The organism is Streptomyces sp. NPDC098781 (assembly GCF_044759995.1).
In the GTDB taxonomy this organism is placed as follows: Bacteria; Actinomycetota; Actinomycetes; order Streptomycetales; family Streptomycetaceae; genus Streptomyces.
The window spans coordinates 1-19,078 of sequence record NZ_JBIWAK010000001.1 but is presented as its reverse complement, the minus strand read 5'-3'; the positions used below and the strand labels follow the sequence as shown (position 1 = coordinate 19,078).

15 protein-coding genes, 1 rRNA gene and 1 riboswitch are annotated in these 19,078 nt (G+C 69.0%); of the genes, 3 read left to right on the top strand and 13 right to left on the bottom strand.

Annotation, left to right across the window (positions count from 1 at the left end):
- The first annotated feature begins 197 nt into the window (after nt 1–197).
- Together ACIQWG_RS00080 and ACIQWG_RS00075 are read left to right on the top strand one after the other, a co-directional pair.
- On the top strand, nt 198–2,153 hold the full coding sequence (locus ACIQWG_RS00080) for an amino acid transporter (RefSeq protein ID WP_404088478.1): 1,956 nt from the start codon (nt 198–200) through the stop codon (nt 2,151–2,153).
- 120 nt (nt 2,154–2,273) lie between these two features.
- Nucleotides 2,274–2,795 carry a hypothetical protein gene (locus ACIQWG_RS00075; RefSeq protein WP_404088475.1) on the top strand — a complete coding sequence of 174 codons (522 nt, stop codon included), beginning with the start codon at nt 2,274–2,276 and terminating at the stop codon, nt 2,793–2,795.
- A 28-nt stretch (nt 2,796–2,823) separates the two neighbouring features.
- Here the strand turns inward: ACIQWG_RS00075 and ACIQWG_RS00070 are convergent, their stop codons facing one another.
- Together ACIQWG_RS00070 and gcvP are read right to left on the bottom strand one after the other, a co-directional pair.
- The gene (locus tag ACIQWG_RS00070; RefSeq protein ID WP_404088473.1) at nt 2,824–4,719 is read right to left on the bottom strand and encodes an SMI1/KNR4 family protein; all 1,896 of its coding nucleotides are present in this window, start codon (nt 4,717–4,719) and stop codon (nt 2,824–2,826) included.
- 173 nt (nt 4,720–4,892) lie between these two features.
- Nucleotides 4,893–7,778 carry an aminomethyl-transferring glycine dehydrogenase gene (gene gcvP / locus ACIQWG_RS00065; RefSeq protein WP_404088471.1) on the bottom strand — a complete coding sequence of 962 codons (2,886 nt, stop codon included), beginning with the start codon at nt 7,776–7,778 and terminating at the stop codon, nt 4,893–4,895.
- Between the two features lie 174 nt (nt 7,779–7,952).
- Nucleotides 7,953–8,048, bottom strand: a riboswitch (glycine riboswitch).
- Nucleotides 8,049–8,162: 114 nt separating this feature from the next.
- On the opposite strand from gcvP, the gene ACIQWG_RS00060 reads away from it, so the two are divergent.
- On the top strand, nt 8,163–8,570 hold the full coding sequence (locus ACIQWG_RS00060) for a PRC-barrel domain-containing protein (RefSeq protein WP_404088468.1): 408 nt from the start codon (nt 8,163–8,165) through the stop codon (nt 8,568–8,570).
- A 46-nt stretch (nt 8,571–8,616) separates the two neighbouring features.
- On the opposite strand, the gene ACIQWG_RS00055 is transcribed toward ACIQWG_RS00060, so the two are convergent.
- The 11 genes from ACIQWG_RS00055 to rrf all read right to left on the bottom strand — a co-directional run bounded on the left by ACIQWG_RS00055 (nt 8,617) and on the right by rrf (nt 18,944).
- On the bottom strand, nt 8,617–10,041 hold the full coding sequence (locus ACIQWG_RS00055; protein ID WP_404088466.1) for a DNA polymerase IV: 1,425 nt from the start codon (nt 10,039–10,041) through the stop codon (nt 8,617–8,619).
- A 41-nt stretch (nt 10,042–10,082) separates the two neighbouring features.
- Nucleotides 10,083–10,727, bottom strand: coding sequence for a MerR family transcriptional regulator (locus ACIQWG_RS00050; RefSeq protein WP_404088464.1), 645 nt, complete (start codon nt 10,725–10,727; stop codon nt 10,083–10,085).
- A 265-nt stretch (nt 10,728–10,992) separates the two neighbouring features.
- Nucleotides 10,993–11,466, bottom strand: a complete 474-nt coding sequence (locus ACIQWG_RS00045; protein ID WP_004002801.1) for a bifunctional nuclease family protein — start codon at nt 11,464–11,466, stop codon at nt 10,993–10,995.
- An 85-nt stretch (nt 11,467–11,551) separates the two neighbouring features.
- Entirely contained in the window at nt 11,552–12,289 is a 738-nt protein-coding gene (locus ACIQWG_RS00040) for a MerR family transcriptional regulator (RefSeq protein WP_404088462.1), read from the bottom strand.
- Between the two features lie 41 nt (nt 12,290–12,330).
- Entirely contained in the window at nt 12,331–13,236 is a 906-nt protein-coding gene (locus ACIQWG_RS00035) for an FHA domain-containing protein (protein WP_404088460.1), read from the bottom strand.
- 61 nt (nt 13,237–13,297) lie between these two features.
- Nucleotides 13,298–14,152, bottom strand: coding sequence for a DUF881 domain-containing protein (locus tag ACIQWG_RS00030; RefSeq protein ID WP_404088458.1), 855 nt, complete (start codon nt 14,150–14,152; stop codon nt 13,298–13,300).
- A 5-nt stretch (nt 14,153–14,157) separates the two neighbouring features.
- The gene (locus ACIQWG_RS00025) at nt 14,158–14,490 is read right to left on the bottom strand and encodes a small basic family protein (protein WP_003988855.1); all 333 of its coding nucleotides are present in this window, start codon (nt 14,488–14,490) and stop codon (nt 14,158–14,160) included.
- The gene (locus tag ACIQWG_RS00020) at nt 14,487–15,389 is read right to left on the bottom strand and encodes a DUF881 domain-containing protein (RefSeq protein WP_404088455.1); all 903 of its coding nucleotides are present in this window, start codon (nt 15,387–15,389) and stop codon (nt 14,487–14,489) included. The genes ACIQWG_RS00025 and ACIQWG_RS00020 overlap by 4 nt, the downstream gene beginning before the upstream one ends.
- 108 nt (nt 15,390–15,497) lie before the next feature.
- On the bottom strand, nt 15,498–17,993 hold the full coding sequence (locus ACIQWG_RS00015) for a sugar phosphate nucleotidyltransferase (protein ID WP_404088452.1): 2,496 nt from the start codon (nt 17,991–17,993) through the stop codon (nt 15,498–15,500).
- A 115-nt stretch (nt 17,994–18,108) separates the two neighbouring features.
- Nucleotides 18,109–18,717 (bottom strand): CDP-alcohol phosphatidyltransferase family protein, encoded by a 609-nt coding sequence (locus ACIQWG_RS00010; protein ID WP_404088450.1) that lies wholly within the window; start codon nt 18,715–18,717, stop codon nt 18,109–18,111.
- A gap of 110 nt (nt 18,718–18,827) precedes the next feature.
- Nucleotides 18,828–18,944 (bottom strand): 5S ribosomal RNA (gene rrf, locus ACIQWG_RS00005).
- Nucleotides 18,945–19,078 lie beyond the last annotated feature (134 nt).

Below are 19,078 nucleotides of genomic sequence, written 5' to 3'. Positions count from 1 at the left end.
ACAGCCCAAAGGCCGCCCGCGCAGCCCCCGAACTCGATTGTTGATGCGCGGCCAACGCCGACCCGGCCAGTCTTAACGGAAGCTTGACGCCTCCACCCCTGTGATCCGTGGGCCCGGACGTAACTCTCTGCTTACGCTGGTGCCGCCGTCCGCGTGATGGCCGGAATCGCCTGCCGCCCGCACACAGGAGCACGCCGATGGCCACGACCGAACACCCTCCGCCCAGTCGCTTGCGCGCCTGGATGCTGGAGGGGCTGTCCGACATGGGCAAGGGTCACGGGGCCAAGGCCGCGCACCCCGAGGAGCAGCCCGCGGACGAGGGTCAGCCCTGGTACCGGGTCATGTGTCTGACCGGCGTCGACTACTTCTCGACCCTCGGCTACCAGCCGGGCATCGCCGCCCTCGCGGCCGGTCTGCTCTCCCCCGTGGCGACCATCGTGCTGGTGATCGTCACCCTGGCCGGCGCTCTGCCCGTCTACCGACGGGTGGCCGAGGAGAGCCCGCACGGCCAGGGCTCGATCGCGATGCTGGAACGGCTGCTGACCTTCTGGAAGGGCAAGCTGTTCGTCCTGACCCTGCTGGGTTTCGCGGCCACCGACTTCCTGATCACCATCACCCTGTCGGCGGCCGACGCCTCGACCCACCTGATCGAGAACCCGCACCTGGAAAGCGCCCTGCACGACAAGCAGATGCTGATCACGCTGGTCCTCGTGGCCCTCCTGGGCGCGGTCTTCCTCAAGGGCTTCCTGGAGGCGATCGGAGTCGCGGTCGCCCTGGTCGCCGGCTATCTCGCGCTCAACGCCGTCGTCGTGGTCGCCGGGCTGTATCACGTCGTCACCGAGGGACATGTCGTCACCGACTGGACGAACGCCCTCACCGCCGAGCACGGCAACGTCTTCGTCATGATCGGCGTGGCCCTGATCGTCTTCCCCAAGCTCGCGCTGGGCCTGTCCGGCTTCGAGACGGGCGTCGCCGTGATGCCGCACGTCAAGGGCGACCCGGGCGAGACCGAAGAAAGCCCCAAGGGGCGGATCCGGGACACCAAGAAGCTGCTCACCACCGCCGCCGTGATCATGAGCTGCTTCCTGATCACGACGAGCTTCATCACCACCCTGCTGATCCCGGAGAAGGAGTTCGAGCCGGGCGGAGAGGCCAACGGCCGTGCCCTCGCCTATCTCGCGCACGAGTACCTCGGCAACGCCTTCGGCACGGTGTACGACGTCTCGACCATCGCCATCCTGTGGTTCGCCGGCGCCTCCGCGATGGCCGGACTGCTCAATCTGATGCCCCGCTATCTGCCGCGCTACGGCATGGCACCGCACTGGGCGCGCGCGGTGCGCCCGATGGTCATCGTCTTCACCCTGGTCGCCTTCCTGGTCACCTGGATCTTCGACGCGGACGTCGACGCCCAGGGCGGCGCGTACGCCACCGGCGTGCTGGTGCTCATCAGCTCCGCCGCCATCGCCGTGACCATCGCGGCCCGCAAGGCCGGTCAGCGCAACTGGTTCATCGGCTTCGCGGTCATCTCGGTCGTGTTCCTGTACACGACCGTCGTGAACGTCATCGAGCGCCCCGACGGTGTGAAGATCGGCGCCTGCTTCATCGCCGGCATCATCCTGATCTCCCTGCTCTCGCGGCTTCTGCGCGCCTTCGAGCTGCGCGTCACCAGCGTGAACCTCGACGACATGGCGGAACGATTCATCCGCGACATCGCCAGCCGCAAGATCCGTTTCATCGCCAATGAGCCCGACAACCGGGACAAGGCGGAGTACCGCGAAAAGGTCGAGCAGATCCGCGTCGACAACGACCTCTCCGAGCAGGAGGACTTCGTCTTCGTCGAGGTCACGGTCACCGACCCGTCCGAGTTCGAGGCGGGCCTGATCGTGCGCGGCCAGGTCATGCACAACCGCTACCGCGTCCTGACCCTGGAGTCCTCCTCCATCCCCAACGCCCTGGCCGCACTGCTGCTGCACGTCCGCGACACGACCGGCCGCATCCCGCACATCTACTTCGAGTGGACCGAGGGCAGCCCCTTCGCCAACTTCCTCCGCTTCTTCCTCTTCGGCCAGGGCGAGGTCGCCCCGGTCACCCGCGAAGTGCTGCGCGAGGCCGAACCGGACCGGGATCGCAGGCCCCGCGTGCACACCGGCTGACACGTGCCCAGCGGCCCGCCCGGCCTCGCACATCAGGATCGCGTCAACGATGAACCGTTAGGCGTCAGAGCACCGTCAGCGGCGTTCGCTCGAACGCCGATTCCCCCTACCGTCGGCATTGTGGACGGAAGCAGCGCACGCCCGGCCCCGACCGGTGACCGCCAATGGCACGACAGCGCACGGTTCGCCACCGGCTGTGCCCTGACCTTCCTCGGCATGACCCTGGCGGTCGACTGGGACGCGCACACCCTCACACCACCCCGCGCCATGCTGTGGCTCGTCATGACCTCCCTGCTCTTCACGATCCTGCTCCCGCAGCGCGTGACGGCCGGCCCCGGCTGGCTCGCGGTGCGCGGCCTGGTCCGGCGTCAGGCGGTGCGCACGGACGCCCTGGTGACCGTTCGGCAGTACGGCGATGTCTCCGCGCACCTGACCCTGCGCGACACGGACGGCCGCCGCCTGGAACTGGACCCCCGGGTCCTCCTCGCCAACCCGCTGCTGTGGCACGAACTGGACACCGGTGTACGCCGCTCCCGGGCCGGCGGGACGCTGCTGGAGGGCCTCGAGGTACTGGAACGGCTGCGGCTCCAGATCGACGAAGCCGAGGCGCGGGCGGTGCTCAAGGCATCGGGGATCGTCTGACGCTCTCTCCCCGAACCGACGGCCGGCGTCACGACCGGAGCCGCGCGAAGCTGAGGTAGGCAAATCCCTCGCCCTCGCGGGGCGCCCGGGTCCATGACCGCGTGGTGAAGGTGTGGAGCTTGCCCTTGGTCAGCGCGAAGCGGGGAAGGGAGAGCCCGAGTTCGCGGTGCAGGGCTTCCAACGCACGCCGTTCGCACTCGGGTTCGCCGTCCTCCTGGCGGAACAGCCGTGCGGGGTCCAGGGCCTCGGGTATCGCTCCGGAACGCTGGATCTCCGTGCCCCGCACGGTGAACGCGTAGAGCTCCACACCCTGTTCGGCCACCGACACGTGGAACGCTCCCGGGTGGCCGCCCTGAGACGATCGACTTGGATCGACCCACACCACCACCGCACGACCGACCCCCGAGGAGGCGGCCGGTGCCGGGGACAGGAACAGATGGTTCAGGTGGTGGTGCGAGTGGCCGTCGAAGGCGAAGGCCCACCCCCCGGCGGTACGGCCGACGGCGACCACGGCCCGGTCCTCCCAGAGTTCCACGCCCTCCCGCTCGTGCGGCGCGGGTGCCCGCCAGGACACCCTGAGCGGATCCGCGGGCGCGCTCAGTTCGGCGCCTTCCTCGCCGATCAGGGCGGGCAGGCGGGCGGGATCGACCCCCTCGACCCAGACACAGCGGTACCCGTCGAACGGCCGCTGGTGCCCGGCGGTTTCCGTCAGCCAGGCGAGGCCGGGCGGGTCGAGATCGGGCACCGGCTCGGGGGCGGGTCCCGTCTCCCCGGCCCTCGGTGTCGCGAGGAGCTCCCGTCCACGCTCGGGGGTGATCAGCGGACCCAGCACCGGATCCGCGAGCAGGCCGATCGGGGCGATCAGGGACGGCCCGGGTGCCTCCCACCGCGGGAGCGCCTCCCGCAGCACCCGCCACGCGGCGTCGCCGGCCCCCCAGCGAGCCGCCTCCCGGGCCTCGGCGACGGCCCGGCCCCACACTCCCGGCGGCGCGTAGCGATGGCTGCCGTCCCGCATCGCGCTCAGCACGGCCTCGGCGGTCTTACGGTCCGCCCCACGGGCGTGCATCATCCCGAGCCAGTGGTCGTCCCCGCCCAGCCGCCGGCCGCCGTCCGACGCCGTCATGGCCTCCACGGGCAGAAGCTCGGGCAGGTAGCGCGGGTCGGCCACCAGATGGCCGTACCCCCGGGAACTGCGCGGAGCCCGCAGGTGCAGGAGCTGATCGAGCAGGACGGCGCTGCGGGGCCGCCCGAAGGACCGCGCCTCCTCCAGGAGCGGCTGAGCCTCCTCGTACCGCCCGCGCAGGGCCAGCAGGCGGGCCTCCTCCACATGGGCGTCCTGGGCACGCGTGGTCGCGTTCACGAAGTCGGCTCTCCCGGCCCGTTGGGAGTGGAAGCCGCGGTACATGGCCTCCATGTAGGCACGGAACGACGGGTAACGGTCCGGCAGTTCACCGCTCCAGCCCTTGTACACGTAGAGCGCCCACTCGCCGTCCTGGTCACTGTCGCCCGGGTCGAGCAGGGCGTGCGACATGTCCGAATCCGTCTCCAGCCGGAGCGCCCGTCGCCACATCCCGGCCAGCAGGACGTCCTCCGTGCGCGGGTTGTCGCCCAGGTTCTCCTCGTACATGGGGGCCATGTCGTACGGGTCCCCGAACCAGTCGATGTCCGCGGCACCGCCGAGCTGATAGATCCCGGCCGTCTGATCGACGCGCCACCCTTCGCTCACGGCCAGGAACTCCCGGTACGACGGCGGCAGCCCCCGCCCCAGCCGGGCCTCGGCCGCGGCGATCGCCGCCTCGTCCGCCCCGGGTCGGCCCAGCGGCACGTCGGTGCCGTCATCGTCCTCGTCCCCCTCGTCCCGCGGAACCCACTCCTCCTGCCAACGCCCCAGGAAGCCATGCCAGTTGAACGGCTCGTCACTCATGCCACGAATAGTGGCATCCGGCACTGACAACGCCCCCTGACCAGGCACGACCGGTGACCAGGCACGACCGGTCCGCTACGGACAGCGGTACCAGTCGCGGCGGGTGCGGAAAAGGCTCCGCCCCGGCCACCTACGGCCGGGGCGGAGCCCTTCTTCACACACCTACTTCGAGCTCAGTCCTCGTACGCGTCCAGCGGCGGGCACGAGCACACCAGGTTCCGGTCGCCGAAGGCCTGGTCGATGCGGCGCACCGGCGGCCAGTACTTCTCGGCGGCCGACACCCCGGCCGGGAACACGGCCTCCGCACGGGTGTACGCGTGCTCCCACTCCCCGCCGAGCGCGTCGGCGGTGTGCGGGGCGTTGTGCAGCGGGTTGTCCTCGGCGGGCCACTGACCCGACCCGACCTTCTCGATCTCCGCACGGATGGCGATCATCGCATCGCAGAACCGGTCGAGTTCGATCAGGTCCTCGGACTCGGTCGGCTCGATCATCAGCGTCCCGGCCACCGGGAACGACATCGTCGGCGCGTGGAAGCCGTAGTCGATGAGCCGCTTGGCCACGTCGTCGACGCTCACGCCGGTCGCCTTGGTCAGCGGCCGCAGGTCGATGATGCACTCGTGCGCGACCAGCCCGCCCGGGCCGGTGTAAAGCACGGGGTAGTGCGGCTCCAGCCGCTTGGCGATGTAGTTGGCGGACAGCACGGCCACCTGCGTGGCGCGCTTCAGCCCCTCGCCGCCCATGAGACGGACGTACGCCCAGGAGATGGGCAGGATGCCCGCGGAGCCCCACGGCGCGGCGGAGATCGGGCCGACACCCGTCTCCGGACCGGCGGCGGGCTGGAGCGGGTGGTTGGGCAGGTACGGCGCCAGGTGCGCGCGCACACCGACCGGGCCGACACCCGGACCGCCGCCGCCGTGCGGAATGCAGAAGGTCTTGTGCAGGTTCAGGTGCGAGACGTCACCGCCGAAGTGCCCGGGCTTGGCGAGCCCCACCAGCGCGTTGAGGTTCGCGCCGTCGACGTACACCTGCCCGCCGGCCTCGTGTACCTGCGCGCAGATGTCGGCGACGTGCTCCTCGAACACACCGTGCGTCGACGGGTACGTGATCATCAGCACGGACAGCTCGTCGCGGTGCTTCTCGATCTTGGCCCGCAGGTCCTCGACGTCGATCTCGCCGTCCTCGGCGGTCTTCACGACGACGACCTTCATGCCGGCCATGACGGCGCTGGCGGCGTTCGTGCCGTGCGCCGAGGACGGGATGAGGCAGACGGTCCGCTGCTCGTCGCCGTTGGCCCGGTGGTACCCGCGCACCGCGAGCAGCCCGGCCAGCTCACCCTGCGACCCGGCGTTCGGCTGGAGCGAGACCTTGTCGTAGCCGGTGACCTCGGCGAGACGTTCCTCCACCTCACGGATGAGCGTCAGATAGCCCTGCGCCTGCTCGGCGGGCGCGAAGGGGTGCAGCTGCCCGAACTCCGGCCAGGTGACCGGCTCCATCTCGGTGGTCGCGTTGAGCTTCATCGTGCAGGAGCCCAGCGGGATCATGCCGCGGTCCAGCGCGTAGTCCCGGTCCGCCAGCCGGCGCAGATAGCGCAGCATCGCGGTCTCGGAGCGGTGCTGGTGGAAGACGGGGTGCGTGAGGTAGTCGTCGCCGCGCAGCAGGTCGCCCGGAAGGGTGTCCTCGGTCGCCGCGTCCAGTGCCTCGATGTCCCCCTCGACCCCGAACGCCGTCCATACGGCGCCCAGCTGGGCCCGCGCGGTGGTCTCGTCGCAGGCGACGGAGACGTGGTCGGCGTCGACGAGGCGCAGGTTGACGCCGTTCTGGCGGGCGGCGGCGACCACCTGGGCGGCCTTTCCGGGCATCCGCGCGGTCAGCGTGTCGAAGTAGGAACCGTGCACGACCTCGACGCCACCGGCCGTGAGCCCCGCGGCGAGGATCGAGGCGTAACGGTGGGTGCGCCGCGCGATGCCCTTGAGCCCCTCGGGCCCGTGGTAGACGGCGTACATCCCGGCCATCACGGCCAGCAGCACCTGAGCGGTACAGATGTTGCTGGTCGCCTTCTCGCGCCGGATGTGCTGCTCACGCGTCTGGAGAGCGAGCCGGTAGGCCTTGTTCCCGTCGGCGTCCACGGACACGCCCACGAGCCGCCCCGGCAGGCTGCGCGCGAACTTCTCGTGCACGGCCATGTAGCCGGCGTGCGGACCGCCGAAGCCCATCGGCACACCGAACCGCTGCGTCGTGCCGACCGCGATGTCCGCCCCGAGCTCGCCGGGCGACCGCAGCAGGGTGAGCGCGAGCAGATCCGCGGCGACGGTGACGAGCGCACCCAGCTCGTGGGCCTGCTCGATGACGGGCTTGATGTCCCGTACGACACCGGAGGCGCCCGGGTACTGAAGGAGCACGCCGGTGATCTCACGCGAGGCGATCTCGGCCGGAATGCCGTCGCTGAGGTCGGCGACCACGACCTCCACCCCGGTGGGCTCGGCGCGGGTCTCGATCACGGCGATCGTCTGCGGAAGCACATCCGCGTCGACCAGGAAGAGACCCTTCTTGTTCCGGCCCATGCGCCGTGACAGGGCCATGGCCTCGGCCGCCGCGGTCCCCTCGTCCAGCAGCGAGGCACCGGACGTCGGCAGTCCGGTGAGCTCGGCGACCATGGTCTGGAAGTTCAGCAGGGCTTCGAGCCGTCCCTGCGAGATCTCCGGCTGGTACGGCGTGTAGGCGGTGTACCAGGCCGGGTTCTCCATGACATTCCGCAGGATGACCGGCGGCGTGAAGGTGCCGTAGTACCCGAGCCCGATCATCGAGTCCAGCACCTGGTTGCGGTCGGCGAGCGACCGCAGCTCGGCCAGCACCTCGGGCTCGGTACGCGCCCCGGGCAGGTCGAGGGAGTCGGCGTTCTTGATCACGTCCGGCACCGCGGCGGCGGTCAGTTCGTCCAGCGAGCCGTACCCGACCTGGGCGAGCATCTTGGCCCGAGCCTCATGATCAGGGCCGATGTGGCGCTGCTCGAAGGGGATACCCTGCTCGAGCTCGGAGAGCGGAATGCGGTGGGCGGTCATTGCGGAGGCCTCCTGGTCTGACGACCTTCGAGGGGCACCACGGCGCGGGTACCCGAACGGCCTCCCCCTCTGTCATCTCAACCTGAGAGCTTCACCGGACAGCCCGAAGGCCGTCGGCTTTCACCGTCGGTGAGAGCGGAAGCCGTCGACACCCGCCCTGCTTTCCAGAGTGACCTCGTCCGTGCGGTACGTGAGCCTGAGAGATTCCGGGGAGGATTTGCTCCTTCGGCGCCTCCGGTGTTCTCCGGAGGACTCTCCCGCACGGGGTCAGCAGCCGCTAGTCAGCCTACCAGCGAGGTCGGCGCACGGACCTTCAAGTGGCCGCTCTCACCAATCTGCCTTTTCGTAGTGCTTACGGATGAGTTGCGACCAAGTGGAGGGCCCGTGCAGACCGACATCGATCCGCGCAATCTGATCGGCCGCAAGGCCTTCGACCGCAACGGCACCAAGATCGGCACCATCGACGAGGTCTATCTCGACGACGCGACGGGAGTGCCGGAATGGGCGGCGATACGCACGGGCCTGTTCTCCCGGGACGCCTTCGTACCCCTGGAGCCCAGCGAACTGGTGGAGGGCACCCTCCACGTCCCCTTCGACCGCACCCTGATCAAGGACGCCCCCGACTTCGGGGTGGGCCGCCACCTTTCCCCCGAACAGGAACTCCAGCTCTACCACCACTACGGCCTCGACGTCGCCGCCTCGCCCCCACCGCCCGACCGGGACTTCGGCAAACTGGCGGGCGCGGAGGATCCCGACAACAACGGCCCGAAGACCACTCACCCGCACCCCTGAGGGCGCACAACGGCGGCTCCGGTACGCCCCAGCGCCCCCGCCCGCCCTACCCATGCGCCACAGGCGGCTCCTGCGCCCCCAGTCCCCCGCCGGCACCGGTCGCGGCTCCCTCGCCGCCCTCATCTCGTCCGGACCGCCCCTCCACCAACGGCAGGGGCTCCGCGGCCTCCAGGTCCGGGTCCTCGACCCGGAACGTCCGCACCCGCCCCGGCTCCGACCAGGGCGTCTCGAACCGCACCGTCACCCGTCCCAGCCCGCTCCCCTGCACCCACCCGTGCCCGAACTCGGCGTGCCGCACATCGTGCCCCGCGTGCCACCGCCGCTCGGTCACGTCCTCGGCGTGCCCCGCGGCCGCCGCCTCTTCCTCACCGTGCTCCGCCGCCTCCTCCACCCGCTCCCCCGCGGCCTGCGCGAACAGATCCTCCTGCGTGTAGTCGGCCAGCCCGCTGACCCCGACCCCGAGCAGCCGTACGCCACCCGTCGTGTCCACGGAATCGAGCAGCCGGGCGGCCGCCTCCCGGACCACGCCCGGATCGTCCGTGGGGCCGCGCAAGGTCTCGGACCGGGTCAAGGTCGAGAAGTCGTACCGCCGCACCTTGAGCACGATCGTCCGCCCGGACAACCCGGCACCCCGCAACCTGCGCACACAGCGGTCCGCCAGCCGCTGGACCTCCAACCCCACCCGCACCCGGTCGTGGATGTCCACGTCATAGGTGTCCTCGACCGACACCGACTTGGCCTCCCGCTCGGCCACCACGGGCCGCTCGTCGTGCGCCAGGGCCATCGCGTACAGGGCGTGCCCATGCGCCTTGCCCAGCAGCCGGACGAGCTCGTCCTCACCCGCCTCGGCGATCTCCTCGACTGTGTGGATGCCGGCCCGCCGCAGATGGTCCCCGGTCGCCGGGCCCACCCCGGGCAGGGTCCGCACCGACATCGGCCCGAGCATCGCCCGCTCGGTGCCCGGCTCGATCACCACCAGCCCGTCGGGCTTGGCCTCCTCTGAGGCGATCTTCGCGAGCATCTTGGACGCGGCCAGCCCCACCGACCCCGCCAGCCCCGTGCCGGCCCGTATGTCGGCCCGCAGCTTCGCTCCCACCAGCCGCGCCGACGCCTCATCCCAGGCCGCGTCCCCGGCCTCCAGATCCACGAACGCCTCATCCAGGCTCAGTGGCTCCACCAGCGGCGACAGCTCGCGCAGCAGCGCCATCACCTGCTCGCTGATGTCGCGGTAGATCCCGAAGCGCGGCACGAGATACGCGGCATTCGGCGCCAGCCGACGCGCCTGCCCCATGGGCATCGCCGAGTGCACCCCGAAGACCCTGGCCTCGTAGGAGGCGGTGGCGACGACGCCCCGCGGCCCGAGCCCGCCCACGATCACGGCCTTCCCGCGCAGGCTCGGCTTGGATGCCTGCTCCACCGAGGCGTAGAAGGCATCCATGTCGAGATGCAGGATCGTGGGCGCGTTTCTCACACCTCTGATGCTGCCTCACGCCACTGACAATGACCTGGGGGTCAGACCGCCCGGTTGCGCCGCCGAGCCAGCTCGTCCGCCGGGTTGTGCCCGACGAGCGTCTCGCCGGTGTCGATCCGCTCCCCGTGCAGCTGCGAGAGCGCGCTCTCGACGTCCCGCCACACCACGCCCACCGCGATACCGAAGATCCCCTGCCCGCCCTGGAGCAGCGCGTGCACCTCGTCGGGCGACGTGCACTCGTACACCGTCGCGCCGTCGCTCATCAGCGTCATGCGCTCGAGATCGCGAAAGCCCCGCTCCCGCAGATGCTGAACGGCGGTGCGGATGTTCTGGAGCGACACACCGGTGTCGAGGAAGCGCTTGACGATCTTCAGGACGACGACGTCCCGGAAGCTGTACAGCCGCTGCGTCCCCGACCCGTAAGCGGGCCGCACGCTCGGCTCGACCAGGCCGGTGCGGGCCCAGTAGTCCAATTGCCGGTATGTGATGCCGGCGGCCGCACACGCCGTCGGACCGCGATACCCGATCTCCTCGGTCGCCATGGACGCCGCCCCTCCGCCGCTGCTCGGCACGGCCGTCGGTCGCTGCGAAGCGTGATCCGCGATGCCGTGAAGCGGGTACGGTCCGCTCGCCCCGAGACTGCGCTCGGGAACTCCCCCAGCCGTACCGTCGCCGCTGCTTCTCACGCCGACCTCCGTCCTTGACCTGCCTTCTCGACGGTAGGCAGTCACCCGGGGTGCGTCAACGATCGCCACACTCGGCACGCCGAGTGATAATCACCCTGAGAGTGGTTTCCCGTACCCCACCGCGGGGAAAGGCTAGCCGAATGCGCTCGGGGCAGGGCTCAGGACGCTCTCGCTCGCCGCTGGCATTTGCCGGCATTCGAGCCGTGACCGGCTGTGGGCCGTACCCTCACGGACCGAGAGTCCGCCCGGCACCACCCACACGACCTCACTGACTGCTGGTGCCGAAGTCCTCCGGCGAGATCTGGTCGAGGAACTCGCGGAACTTCTCCACCTCGTCCTCCTGCTCGTCCGGGATCGCGATGCCGGCGTCGTCCAGCACCCCGTCGCTGCCGTAGATCGGCGTTCCGGTGCGCAGGGCCAGCGCTATGGCATCGGAGGGGCGGGCACTCACCTCGACGCCGCTGGCGAAGACCAGCTCGGCGTAGAACACGCCTTCACGGAGGTCCGTGATGCGTACTTCGGTGAGCTCCTGACCGACGGCCTCCAGCACGTCCTTGAACAGGTCGTGGGTCAGCGGTCGCGCGGGGGCCATGCCCTGCTGGGCGAAGGCGATCGCCGTCGCCTCCCCCGGTCCGATCCAGATGGGGAGGTAACGGTCGCCTCCCACTTCGCGCAGGAGCACGATCGGTTGGTTGGAGGGCATTTCGACCCGGACACCTACGACATCGAGCTCGTTCACACAGCAACCCTAGGCCGTGCTCGGGACGTTTGGGTAGTCGGGCCGGGAACGGGTGGCCGATCCGGCCTCCCTGTGCTTGTCCCGCTCAGGGCAGCCGCACCCCGAGGGCGGTCTGCACCAGCGCGGCGTGCAGCTTCACGGTGAGCCCGGCCAGCTCCTTGGCACGCGCCTCGGCATGTGCCCTGGTCTGGGGGTTGCGGTGGCGGCGCAGCGGCGCCACGACCTGGTCCACGAGCCCGGCCTCACGGTCGGCGGCGGCCTTCATCACCCGAAGATGCCTTGGCTCGATCCCGAACCGCCCCAGCTCGGCCACGAGCGAGGCCACATTCACTGCCTCCGCGTCGTACGCCCCGTCCGGCAACGCAGTGATCAGCCCGTACGACTCCCACTCCGCGAGTTCCCGCTCACCGATCTCGGCGGCCGCGAGCAGCTCGGCCCGACCGATCCTGGCCGGGGCGGGCCCCTCCACGGGCTCCAGGACCGTTTCTCCGTCCCGCTGGCGGCACACGGCCGGCAGCGGTGCCGCCTCGCCCCGCTCCATGGCGTCAAGGTGCTCCCGGATCACCTTGAGCGGCAGATAGTGGTCACGCTGCATCCGCAGGACGTGACCGAGCCGCTCGACGTCCTGCGCGCTGAACTTCCGATACCCCGAGGGGGTCCGCCGGGGCTCGACCAGGCCTTCCGACTCCAGGAAACGGATCTTGGAGATGGTGATGTCAGGGAACTCGTCGCGCAGCACGTTCAGCACCGTGCCGATGCTCATCAGCCGACCGTCCGTGGCGGCGGTGCCGTGCCTGGCACCGCCGCTCGGTGTTTTCAGCATGGACCTTCCCTGGGTCTCCCCGGACGGACTCCGGGGGAGGGTCAGTAGCCCCGCTGGCTCGCGTAGAAGACCAGCCGGTACTTGCCGATCTGCACCTCGTCACCGTTGTTCAGGGCGACCTGGTCGATCCGCTCGCGGTTGACGTACGTGCCGTTCAGGCTGCCGACGTCGGCCACCGTGAACGAGCCGTCCTGAAGGCGGCGGAACTCCACGTGCCGGCGCGAGACCGTCACGTCGTCCAGGAAGATGTCGCTCTGTGGGTGGCGTCCGGCCGTGGTCAGATCGCCGTCCAGGAGGAACCGGCTGCCCGAGTTCGGGCCGCGGCGCACCACCAGGAGCGCGGAGCCCAGCGGCAGCGCGTCGACGGCCGCCTGGGCCTCGGGCGAGAGCGCCGGGATCTGCGTCTGACCGGTGGCTTCGGCGTCGTAGGCCTCGAGACCGGAGATGGAGATCGTGGAGGTCGTCTCGGACGGACGCTCCGGCGTCGCGCCGGCTCGCAGCGGGGCGCCGCAGTTGGAGCAGAAGCGGCTGTTCTCCGCGTTGCGGTTACCGCACCTCGTACACACCAGGGCCGACATCGGGGAAAACCCTCCACCCGTACTTGAGGCTGACGGTTGCCCGAAACCTATGCCGCCGGACTGGCCAGGGTCAACCGACGGCGCGCCCTGACCTCCCGAAATGTCACCGCCCGGACCAGGCACCTGGTCCCTGAACAGTGGGCGCTGGACGTCCTCGTCCCCCTGTGCGCGGTGACGAGCGGTCGCGTTGGCGTTGTCCTCTCGCGCGCTCTTGCCGAACAACTTCGCAAACAACTTCACGGGCGATTCCCCTTGACCGAAACAGACCCGCCCGTGGGGCAGGACGAACCCTGACTGCACTCTCTGGCCGACCCGGACATCTTCACAACGTCCGTCTGCACCTGACAGTTTCCACCACGCACCACCCATTCGGTGCGCCGACCCCCCGCAACCTCATGCCCTCCTCGGACGTCCCCCATGCACCGTCGGTTCACTGGGAGGACGACCGAGCGTAGTCAGGCCGCTTCGCCGCTCGCAAGGCGTCCACGACGATCTTGTCCGACTGCTCGATCGTCACGGTGGCCTGCTCCTTCTCCAGGGTCTGCACCACGCCTCCAGGAATGTTGAGCGCCGGCTCGAGGTCCTGCGGTTTGCCGATGACCTTGAAACGATAGGGGGCGTTGATCTTGTTCCCGTCGACGCTCACACCGTTGCCGGAATCCGTCAGATAGGTGCCGGCGACAACGCGTACGTCGTTCACCTGGATCGCCTCGGCACCGGCAGCGCGCAGCTCCTGGATCGCGTCGAGCAGCATGTCCGCCTCGACCGTTCCCTTCGTGTCGTCGATGGTCATCGTGATGCCGGGTCCCTGCGCGGCCACGGTGCCCGCCAGAATGCCGAGTTGCCTCTCCTTCTCGACCGTCTGCTTGCGGGCCTCCTCGGCCTGGTTCGAGCTGTTCTCCAGTTCGTCGCGCTGCTTCTCGAGACCCTGCTTCTCGTCCTCTAGACGCTGAGTACGGTCGTCCAGTTCATCGAGGATGCGAACGAGATCTTCCTGACGTGCGCCACGCAGGGCACCGTCACCGTCGCTGTTCGACGCGACCTGGACGGCCAGGCCGAATCCGAGGCCGAACAGCAGCAGGGCGACGATGAGTTGGGCCCGGGTGACGCGCGGCGGCCACAGCCCCTGCGCCAGCCGCTGCCGACCGGTCAGCCCGGGCTCCGGGCGCTCATCGGGCGTCCCCGTGCCCTCGGAGGCGTCCCCGGCCTCGGCCGCGCCCGGCGCAACCTCGTCGGGCAGTTCCTTACGCAGCCTGTTCTCCGTGGTCTCGTCGTGATCGCTCATCGGCCTCACGCCCGGAACACGTGCCGGCGGATCGCCGCGGCGTTGGAGAAGATCCGGATGCCGAGCACCACGACGACACCCGTGGACAGCTGGGCGCCCACACCCAACTTGTCGCCCAGGAACACGATCAGCGCGGCCACGACCACGTTGGACAGGAACGACACGACGAAGACCTTGTCGTCGAAAATGCCGTCGAGCATGGCCCGCAGACCCCCGAAGACGGCGTCCAGCGCCGCCACGACGGCGATCGGCAGATAAGGCTCGACGACCGCCGGAACCTCAGGCCGGACCAACAGTCCGGCCACGACTCCCACGACGAGGCCCAGTACGGCGATCACGATGTGCCCTTCTCGGTTTTCTCGGTGTTCGGCTGTGCTGTACGTACGATCACGCTCGGTGCTGCGGGCAGCCGGAGGTCGTCCTGCGCGGAGATACTGGTCCGGATGCCGAAGTTCTCCTGCAAGGCATGCAGGTACAACCCGTCGGCACTGTCCTGGAACCTGGTGCTCAGCCGCTCGCCGTCCCCCACCGCGAGCACCGTGTACGGCGGCACCAGCGGCTTGTTGTCGACCAGTATCGCGTCACCCGCGGCCCTGATCGCCGACAAGGCGGTAAGTCGCTGCCCGTTGATCGAGATCGCCTCGGCACCCGACTGCCACAGCCCGTTGACCACGCGCTGCATGTCACGGTCGCGCACCCGCCCGGTGTCGGAGAATCCGGACGCCCCTCGGGGGTCACTGCCGCTCTCCGTGCCCGCTTCCTTGGCATCGTCCACGACGAGTTTCACTCCAGGGCCGTGCACCTCGACAGCGCCCGCCAGAACCCCCACGAGCTCCGCCTGGTCGCCGCCGGTCGATTTCAGCGCCTCACGCTGCCGTGCGCTCACGTCGGCGCGCAGGTCGTCGACGCTGTCCTCCAGCTTGTCCGCGGCCGCCGTCTCCCGGTCGATGCGGTCGATCAGCTCCTCGCGCTCCTTGGCCACCACAGGCGCCGCCACACGCGCCTGCGCCGCCCCTACGGTCACCACCAGCGCCGCGAGCACCAGACCGACGGCCAGCCCCAACTTCGCCCTGAGCGTCTTGGGCATGCCCCCGTCACCGGCGGCCTTCTTACGCGCGGCCGCCTCGGCGTACCCGTCGTCGAGGCTGTGATCCATGACGTTGGTGAGCAGCGACATGGACGCGTCCGGGCGCGAAGGCGGCGTGGATGTGCTCCGAACGGGGGGCGGCTGCGGCATGCAGGACATCGTCGCACGTCGCGCGTACTACCTCCGAATGGCCCCACCGGCGTGCCGGACAGGCCCCGTTCGGGGAGACCTGTCCGACACGCGCGCGTTTGGCTTGCCTCAGCGGCCGGCGCTGTCCACGACCGCCGACCACTCGTCGAGCAGGGCCTGCGCGGACGCGTCGTCCGGCCCCTCGGCCCACAGATGCGTGACCGCCTCGGCCGGGTCCGGCAGCACCATCACCCACCGCCCGTCGGTCTCCACGACCCGCACTCCGTCGGTCGTGTCGACAAAGCGATCTCCGGCCTCCTCGACGACCCGCCGCATGACGAGCCCCTTGACCGCCCACGGCGTCGCGAGATCCCGCTTGATGACATGCGCCCGCGGAATCCGCGCGTCGATCTGGCTGAGCGTGAGCTGCGTCCGCGCCACCAGCCCGATCAGCCGTACGAAGGCCGCCGTGCCGTCGAAGACGCTGCTGAACTCCGGGATGATGAACCCGCCCCTGCCGTCACCACCGAAGATCGTCGTGTCGTCGCGACCGACCCGGGTGAGGTCATCCGGCGAGGTCGTCGTCCACTCCACCTGCGTCCCGTGATAGGCCGCCACCTGCTCGGCGATCCGCGTGGTGGTCACCGGCAGCGCCACCCGCCCGCTGCGCCGCTCAGCGGCCACCAGGTCGAGCATCACCAGCAGGGCTCGGTCGTCCTCGACGATCCGCCCCTTCTCGTCGACCAGCGACAGCCGCTCGCCGACCGGGTCGAACCGCACCCCGAACGCGGCTCGCGCGGACGCCACGATCTCTCCCAGCCGCACCAGCCCCGACCGCCGGGTATCCGCCGACTCCGTCGGCCTGGACTCATCGAGACCCGGGTTGATCGTCAGCGAGTCCACCCCGAGCTTGCCGAGCAGACTGGGCAGCACCAGCCCCGCACTACCGTTCGACGCGTCCACGACGACCTTCAGCCCGGACTCCGAGATCCCGGTCGTGTCGACGTTGCGCAGCAAAGACCCGGTGTACGAGTCGAAGACACTGGACGGGAAATGCAGGTCCCCGATCTCGCCCGGGAAGGCACGCCGGTACTCCTGTCGGGCGAAGACCCGGTCCAGCTTCCGCTGGCTGGCCTGCGACAGGTCGGCTCCCTGCCCGTCGAAGAACATGATGTCGACAGAGTCCGGCACTCCCGGCGTCGTCCGGATCATGATCCCGCCGGCACTGCCCCGCGCGGTCTGCTGCCTGGCGACGGGCAGCGGTACGTTCTCCAGGTCCCGTACGTCGATGGCGCTGGCCTGGAGAGCGGAGATCACCGCCCGCTTCAGCGCGCGTGCACCTCGGGAGTGGTCGCGGGCCGTGGTGACGGTGGAACCCTTCTTCAGGGTCGTCGCATACGCGCCGGCCAGCCGCACGGCGAGTTCCGGCGTGATCTCCACGTTAAGGATTCCGGAGACACCACGGGCACCGAAGAGATGCGCCTGTCCCCTGGACTCCCAGATCACCGAGGTGTTGACGAAGGCGCCGGCCTCGATGGTCTTGAACGGGTAGACCCGCACATTGCCCTGAACGATCGATTCCTCACCGACCAGGCACTCGTCACCGATGACCGCGCCGTCCTCGATCCGCGCGGCACGCATGATGTCGGTGTTCTTTCCGACGACGCAGCCACGCAGATTGCTGTGCTGGCCGACGTACACGTTGTCGTGCACGACGGCCTTGTGCAGAAAGGCCCCGCTCTTCACGACGACGTTCGAGCCGACGACGGTGTGTTCCCGGATTTCCGTGCCGGCTTCGACCTTGGCGTAGTCCCCGATGTACAGGGGTCCGCGGAGAACGGCGTCGGGATGCACTTCGGCACCTTCGGCCACCCACACACCCGGGGAGATCTCGAAGCCGTCGAGTTCGACGTCGACCTTGCCCTCGAGCACGTCGGCCTGCGCCTTCACGTAGCTCTCGTGCGTGCCGACGTCCTCCCAATATCCTTCCGCGATGTAGCCGTAGATCGGCTTGCCTTCCTTCATCAGCTGCGGGAAGACATCGCCGGACCAGTCCACGGGAACATCGGGCTCGACATAGTCGAAGACCTCGGGCTCCATGACGTAGATGCCGGTGTTCACGGTGTCCGAGAAGACCTGCCCCCAGGTCGGCTTCTCCAGGAAGCGCTCGACCTTGCCCTCCTCGTCGACGATCGTGATGCCGAATTCCAGAGGGTTCGGCACACGCGTCAGACAGACGGTGACGAGGGCACCCTTTTCCTTGTGGAAGTTGATCAGCTCGGTGAGGTCGAAGTCGGTCAGGGCATCGCCGGAGATGACGAGGAAAGCATCGTCCTTCAACGCCTCTTCGGCGTTCTTGACGCTTCCGGCGGTACCGAGTGGCTTCTCCTCGTTGGCATAGGTGAGCTCCATTCCGAGCTCTTCACCGTCACCGAAGTAGTTCTTGACCAGCGAAGCCAGGAACTGAACGGTCACGACGGTCTCATTCAGCCCATGCCTTTTGAGCAGCCGAAGTACGTGCTCCATGATCGGCCGGTTGGCCACCGGCAGGAGCGGCTTGGGCATGCTTGAGGTCATGGGGCGAAGGCGCGTGCCTTCGCCTCCGGCCATCACAACGGCCTTCATGTCGGAAGCGTCCTCCTCGCAGAGACGACGGTCTAGCCGACTTCACCCGTCCAGATTGTCCCGCACTTTTCCGCCGCGGGCCATCGAGCCGCTACGCCCGATTCAATCGGCGAGATCATTCGGCCATGGCATCCGCACGAACCAGGCGGCGGACTTGTACCACGTAGAGGACTCCTGCCCACCAGTACAGGGTTGTACCCCATCCAGCGAACGCCCATCCGAAAATAGCAGCGAGTGACGGGATCCACCCGCTTCCATCACTGAGCAGCAGCAACGGGAAGGCGTACATCAGGTTGAACGTGGCTGCCTTCCCGAGGAAGTTCACCTGCGGAGGCGGATAGCCGTGGCGTCTGAGGATGCCCACCATCACCAGCAGAACCAGCTCTCGCGCCAAAAGTGCAGCGGTCAACCAGAGCGGCAGAATCTCGCGCCAGGTGAGCCCGACCAGAGTCGAGAGGATGTACAGCCGGTCGGCTGCCGGGTCGAGGAGCCGGCCGAGGCTGCTGACCTGGTTCCACCGCCGCGCGAGCTTGCCGTCCAGGTAGTCACTGATGCCGCTCAGAGCCAGCACCAGGAGAGCCCAGCCATCGCTCTTCGGCCCGCCGAACTCGGGCCTGAGGATCAGCCACAGGAACAGCGGCACGCCAACGAGCCGCGCCATGCTGAGGATGTTGGGGATGGTGAGGACTCGATCCGTCTGGACGCGAGTCTCCTGGACCTCCACCCGAGGGCCTCCTGTGGAAAACGTACCTACGATGCCCCCTGACCCTACCTCAACGCAAAAAAGCTCTGGCCCTCGGGCTGTAATGCCCAAGAGCCAGAGCTCTAAAAGGAGTTCGGCGGTGTCCTACTCTCCCACAGGGTCCCCCCTGCAGTACCATCGGCGCTGTAAGGCTTAGCTTCCGGGTTCGGAATGTAACCGGGCGTTTCCCTCACGCTATGACCACCGAAACACTATGAAACTGTGACCGGACACAACACGGTCGTTGTCTCAGAACCAACACAGTGGACGCGAGCCTCTATGGACAAGCCCTCGGCCTATTAGTACCGGTCACCTCCACACATTACTGTGCTTCCAGATCCGG

Bases quoted from the DNA above. Each gene is read 5' to 3' on its own strand.
- ACIQWG_RS00030 (WP_404088458.1), bottom strand. From the start codon at position 14,152: ATGAGCGATCACGACGAGACCACGGAGAACAGGCTGCGTAAGGAACTG.
- ACIQWG_RS00035 (WP_404088460.1), bottom strand. From the start codon at position 13,236: ATGGGTGGTGCGTGGTGGAAACTGTCAGGTGCAGACGGACGTTGTGAA.
- ACIQWG_RS00080 (WP_404088478.1), top strand. From the start codon at position 198: ATGGCCACGACCGAACACCCTCCGCCCAGTCGCTTGCGCGCCTGGATG.
- ACIQWG_RS00040 (WP_404088462.1), bottom strand. From the start codon at position 12,289: ATGCTGAAAACACCGAGCGGCGGTGCCAGGCACGGCACCGCCGCCACG.
- ACIQWG_RS00070 (WP_404088473.1), bottom strand. From the start codon at position 4,719: ATGAGTGACGAGCCGTTCAACTGGCATGGCTTCCTGGGGCGTTGGCAG.
- ACIQWG_RS00015 (WP_404088452.1), bottom strand. From the start codon at position 17,993: ATGAAGGCCGTTGTGATGGCCGGAGGCGAAGGCACGCGCCTTCGCCCC.
- ACIQWG_RS00020 (WP_404088455.1), bottom strand. From the start codon at position 15,389: ATGCCGCAGCCGCCCCCCGTTCGGAGCACATCCACGCCGCCTTCGCGC.
- gcvP (WP_404088471.1), bottom strand. From the start codon at position 7,778: ATGACCGCCCACCGCATTCCGCTCTCCGAGCTCGAGCAGGGTATCCCC.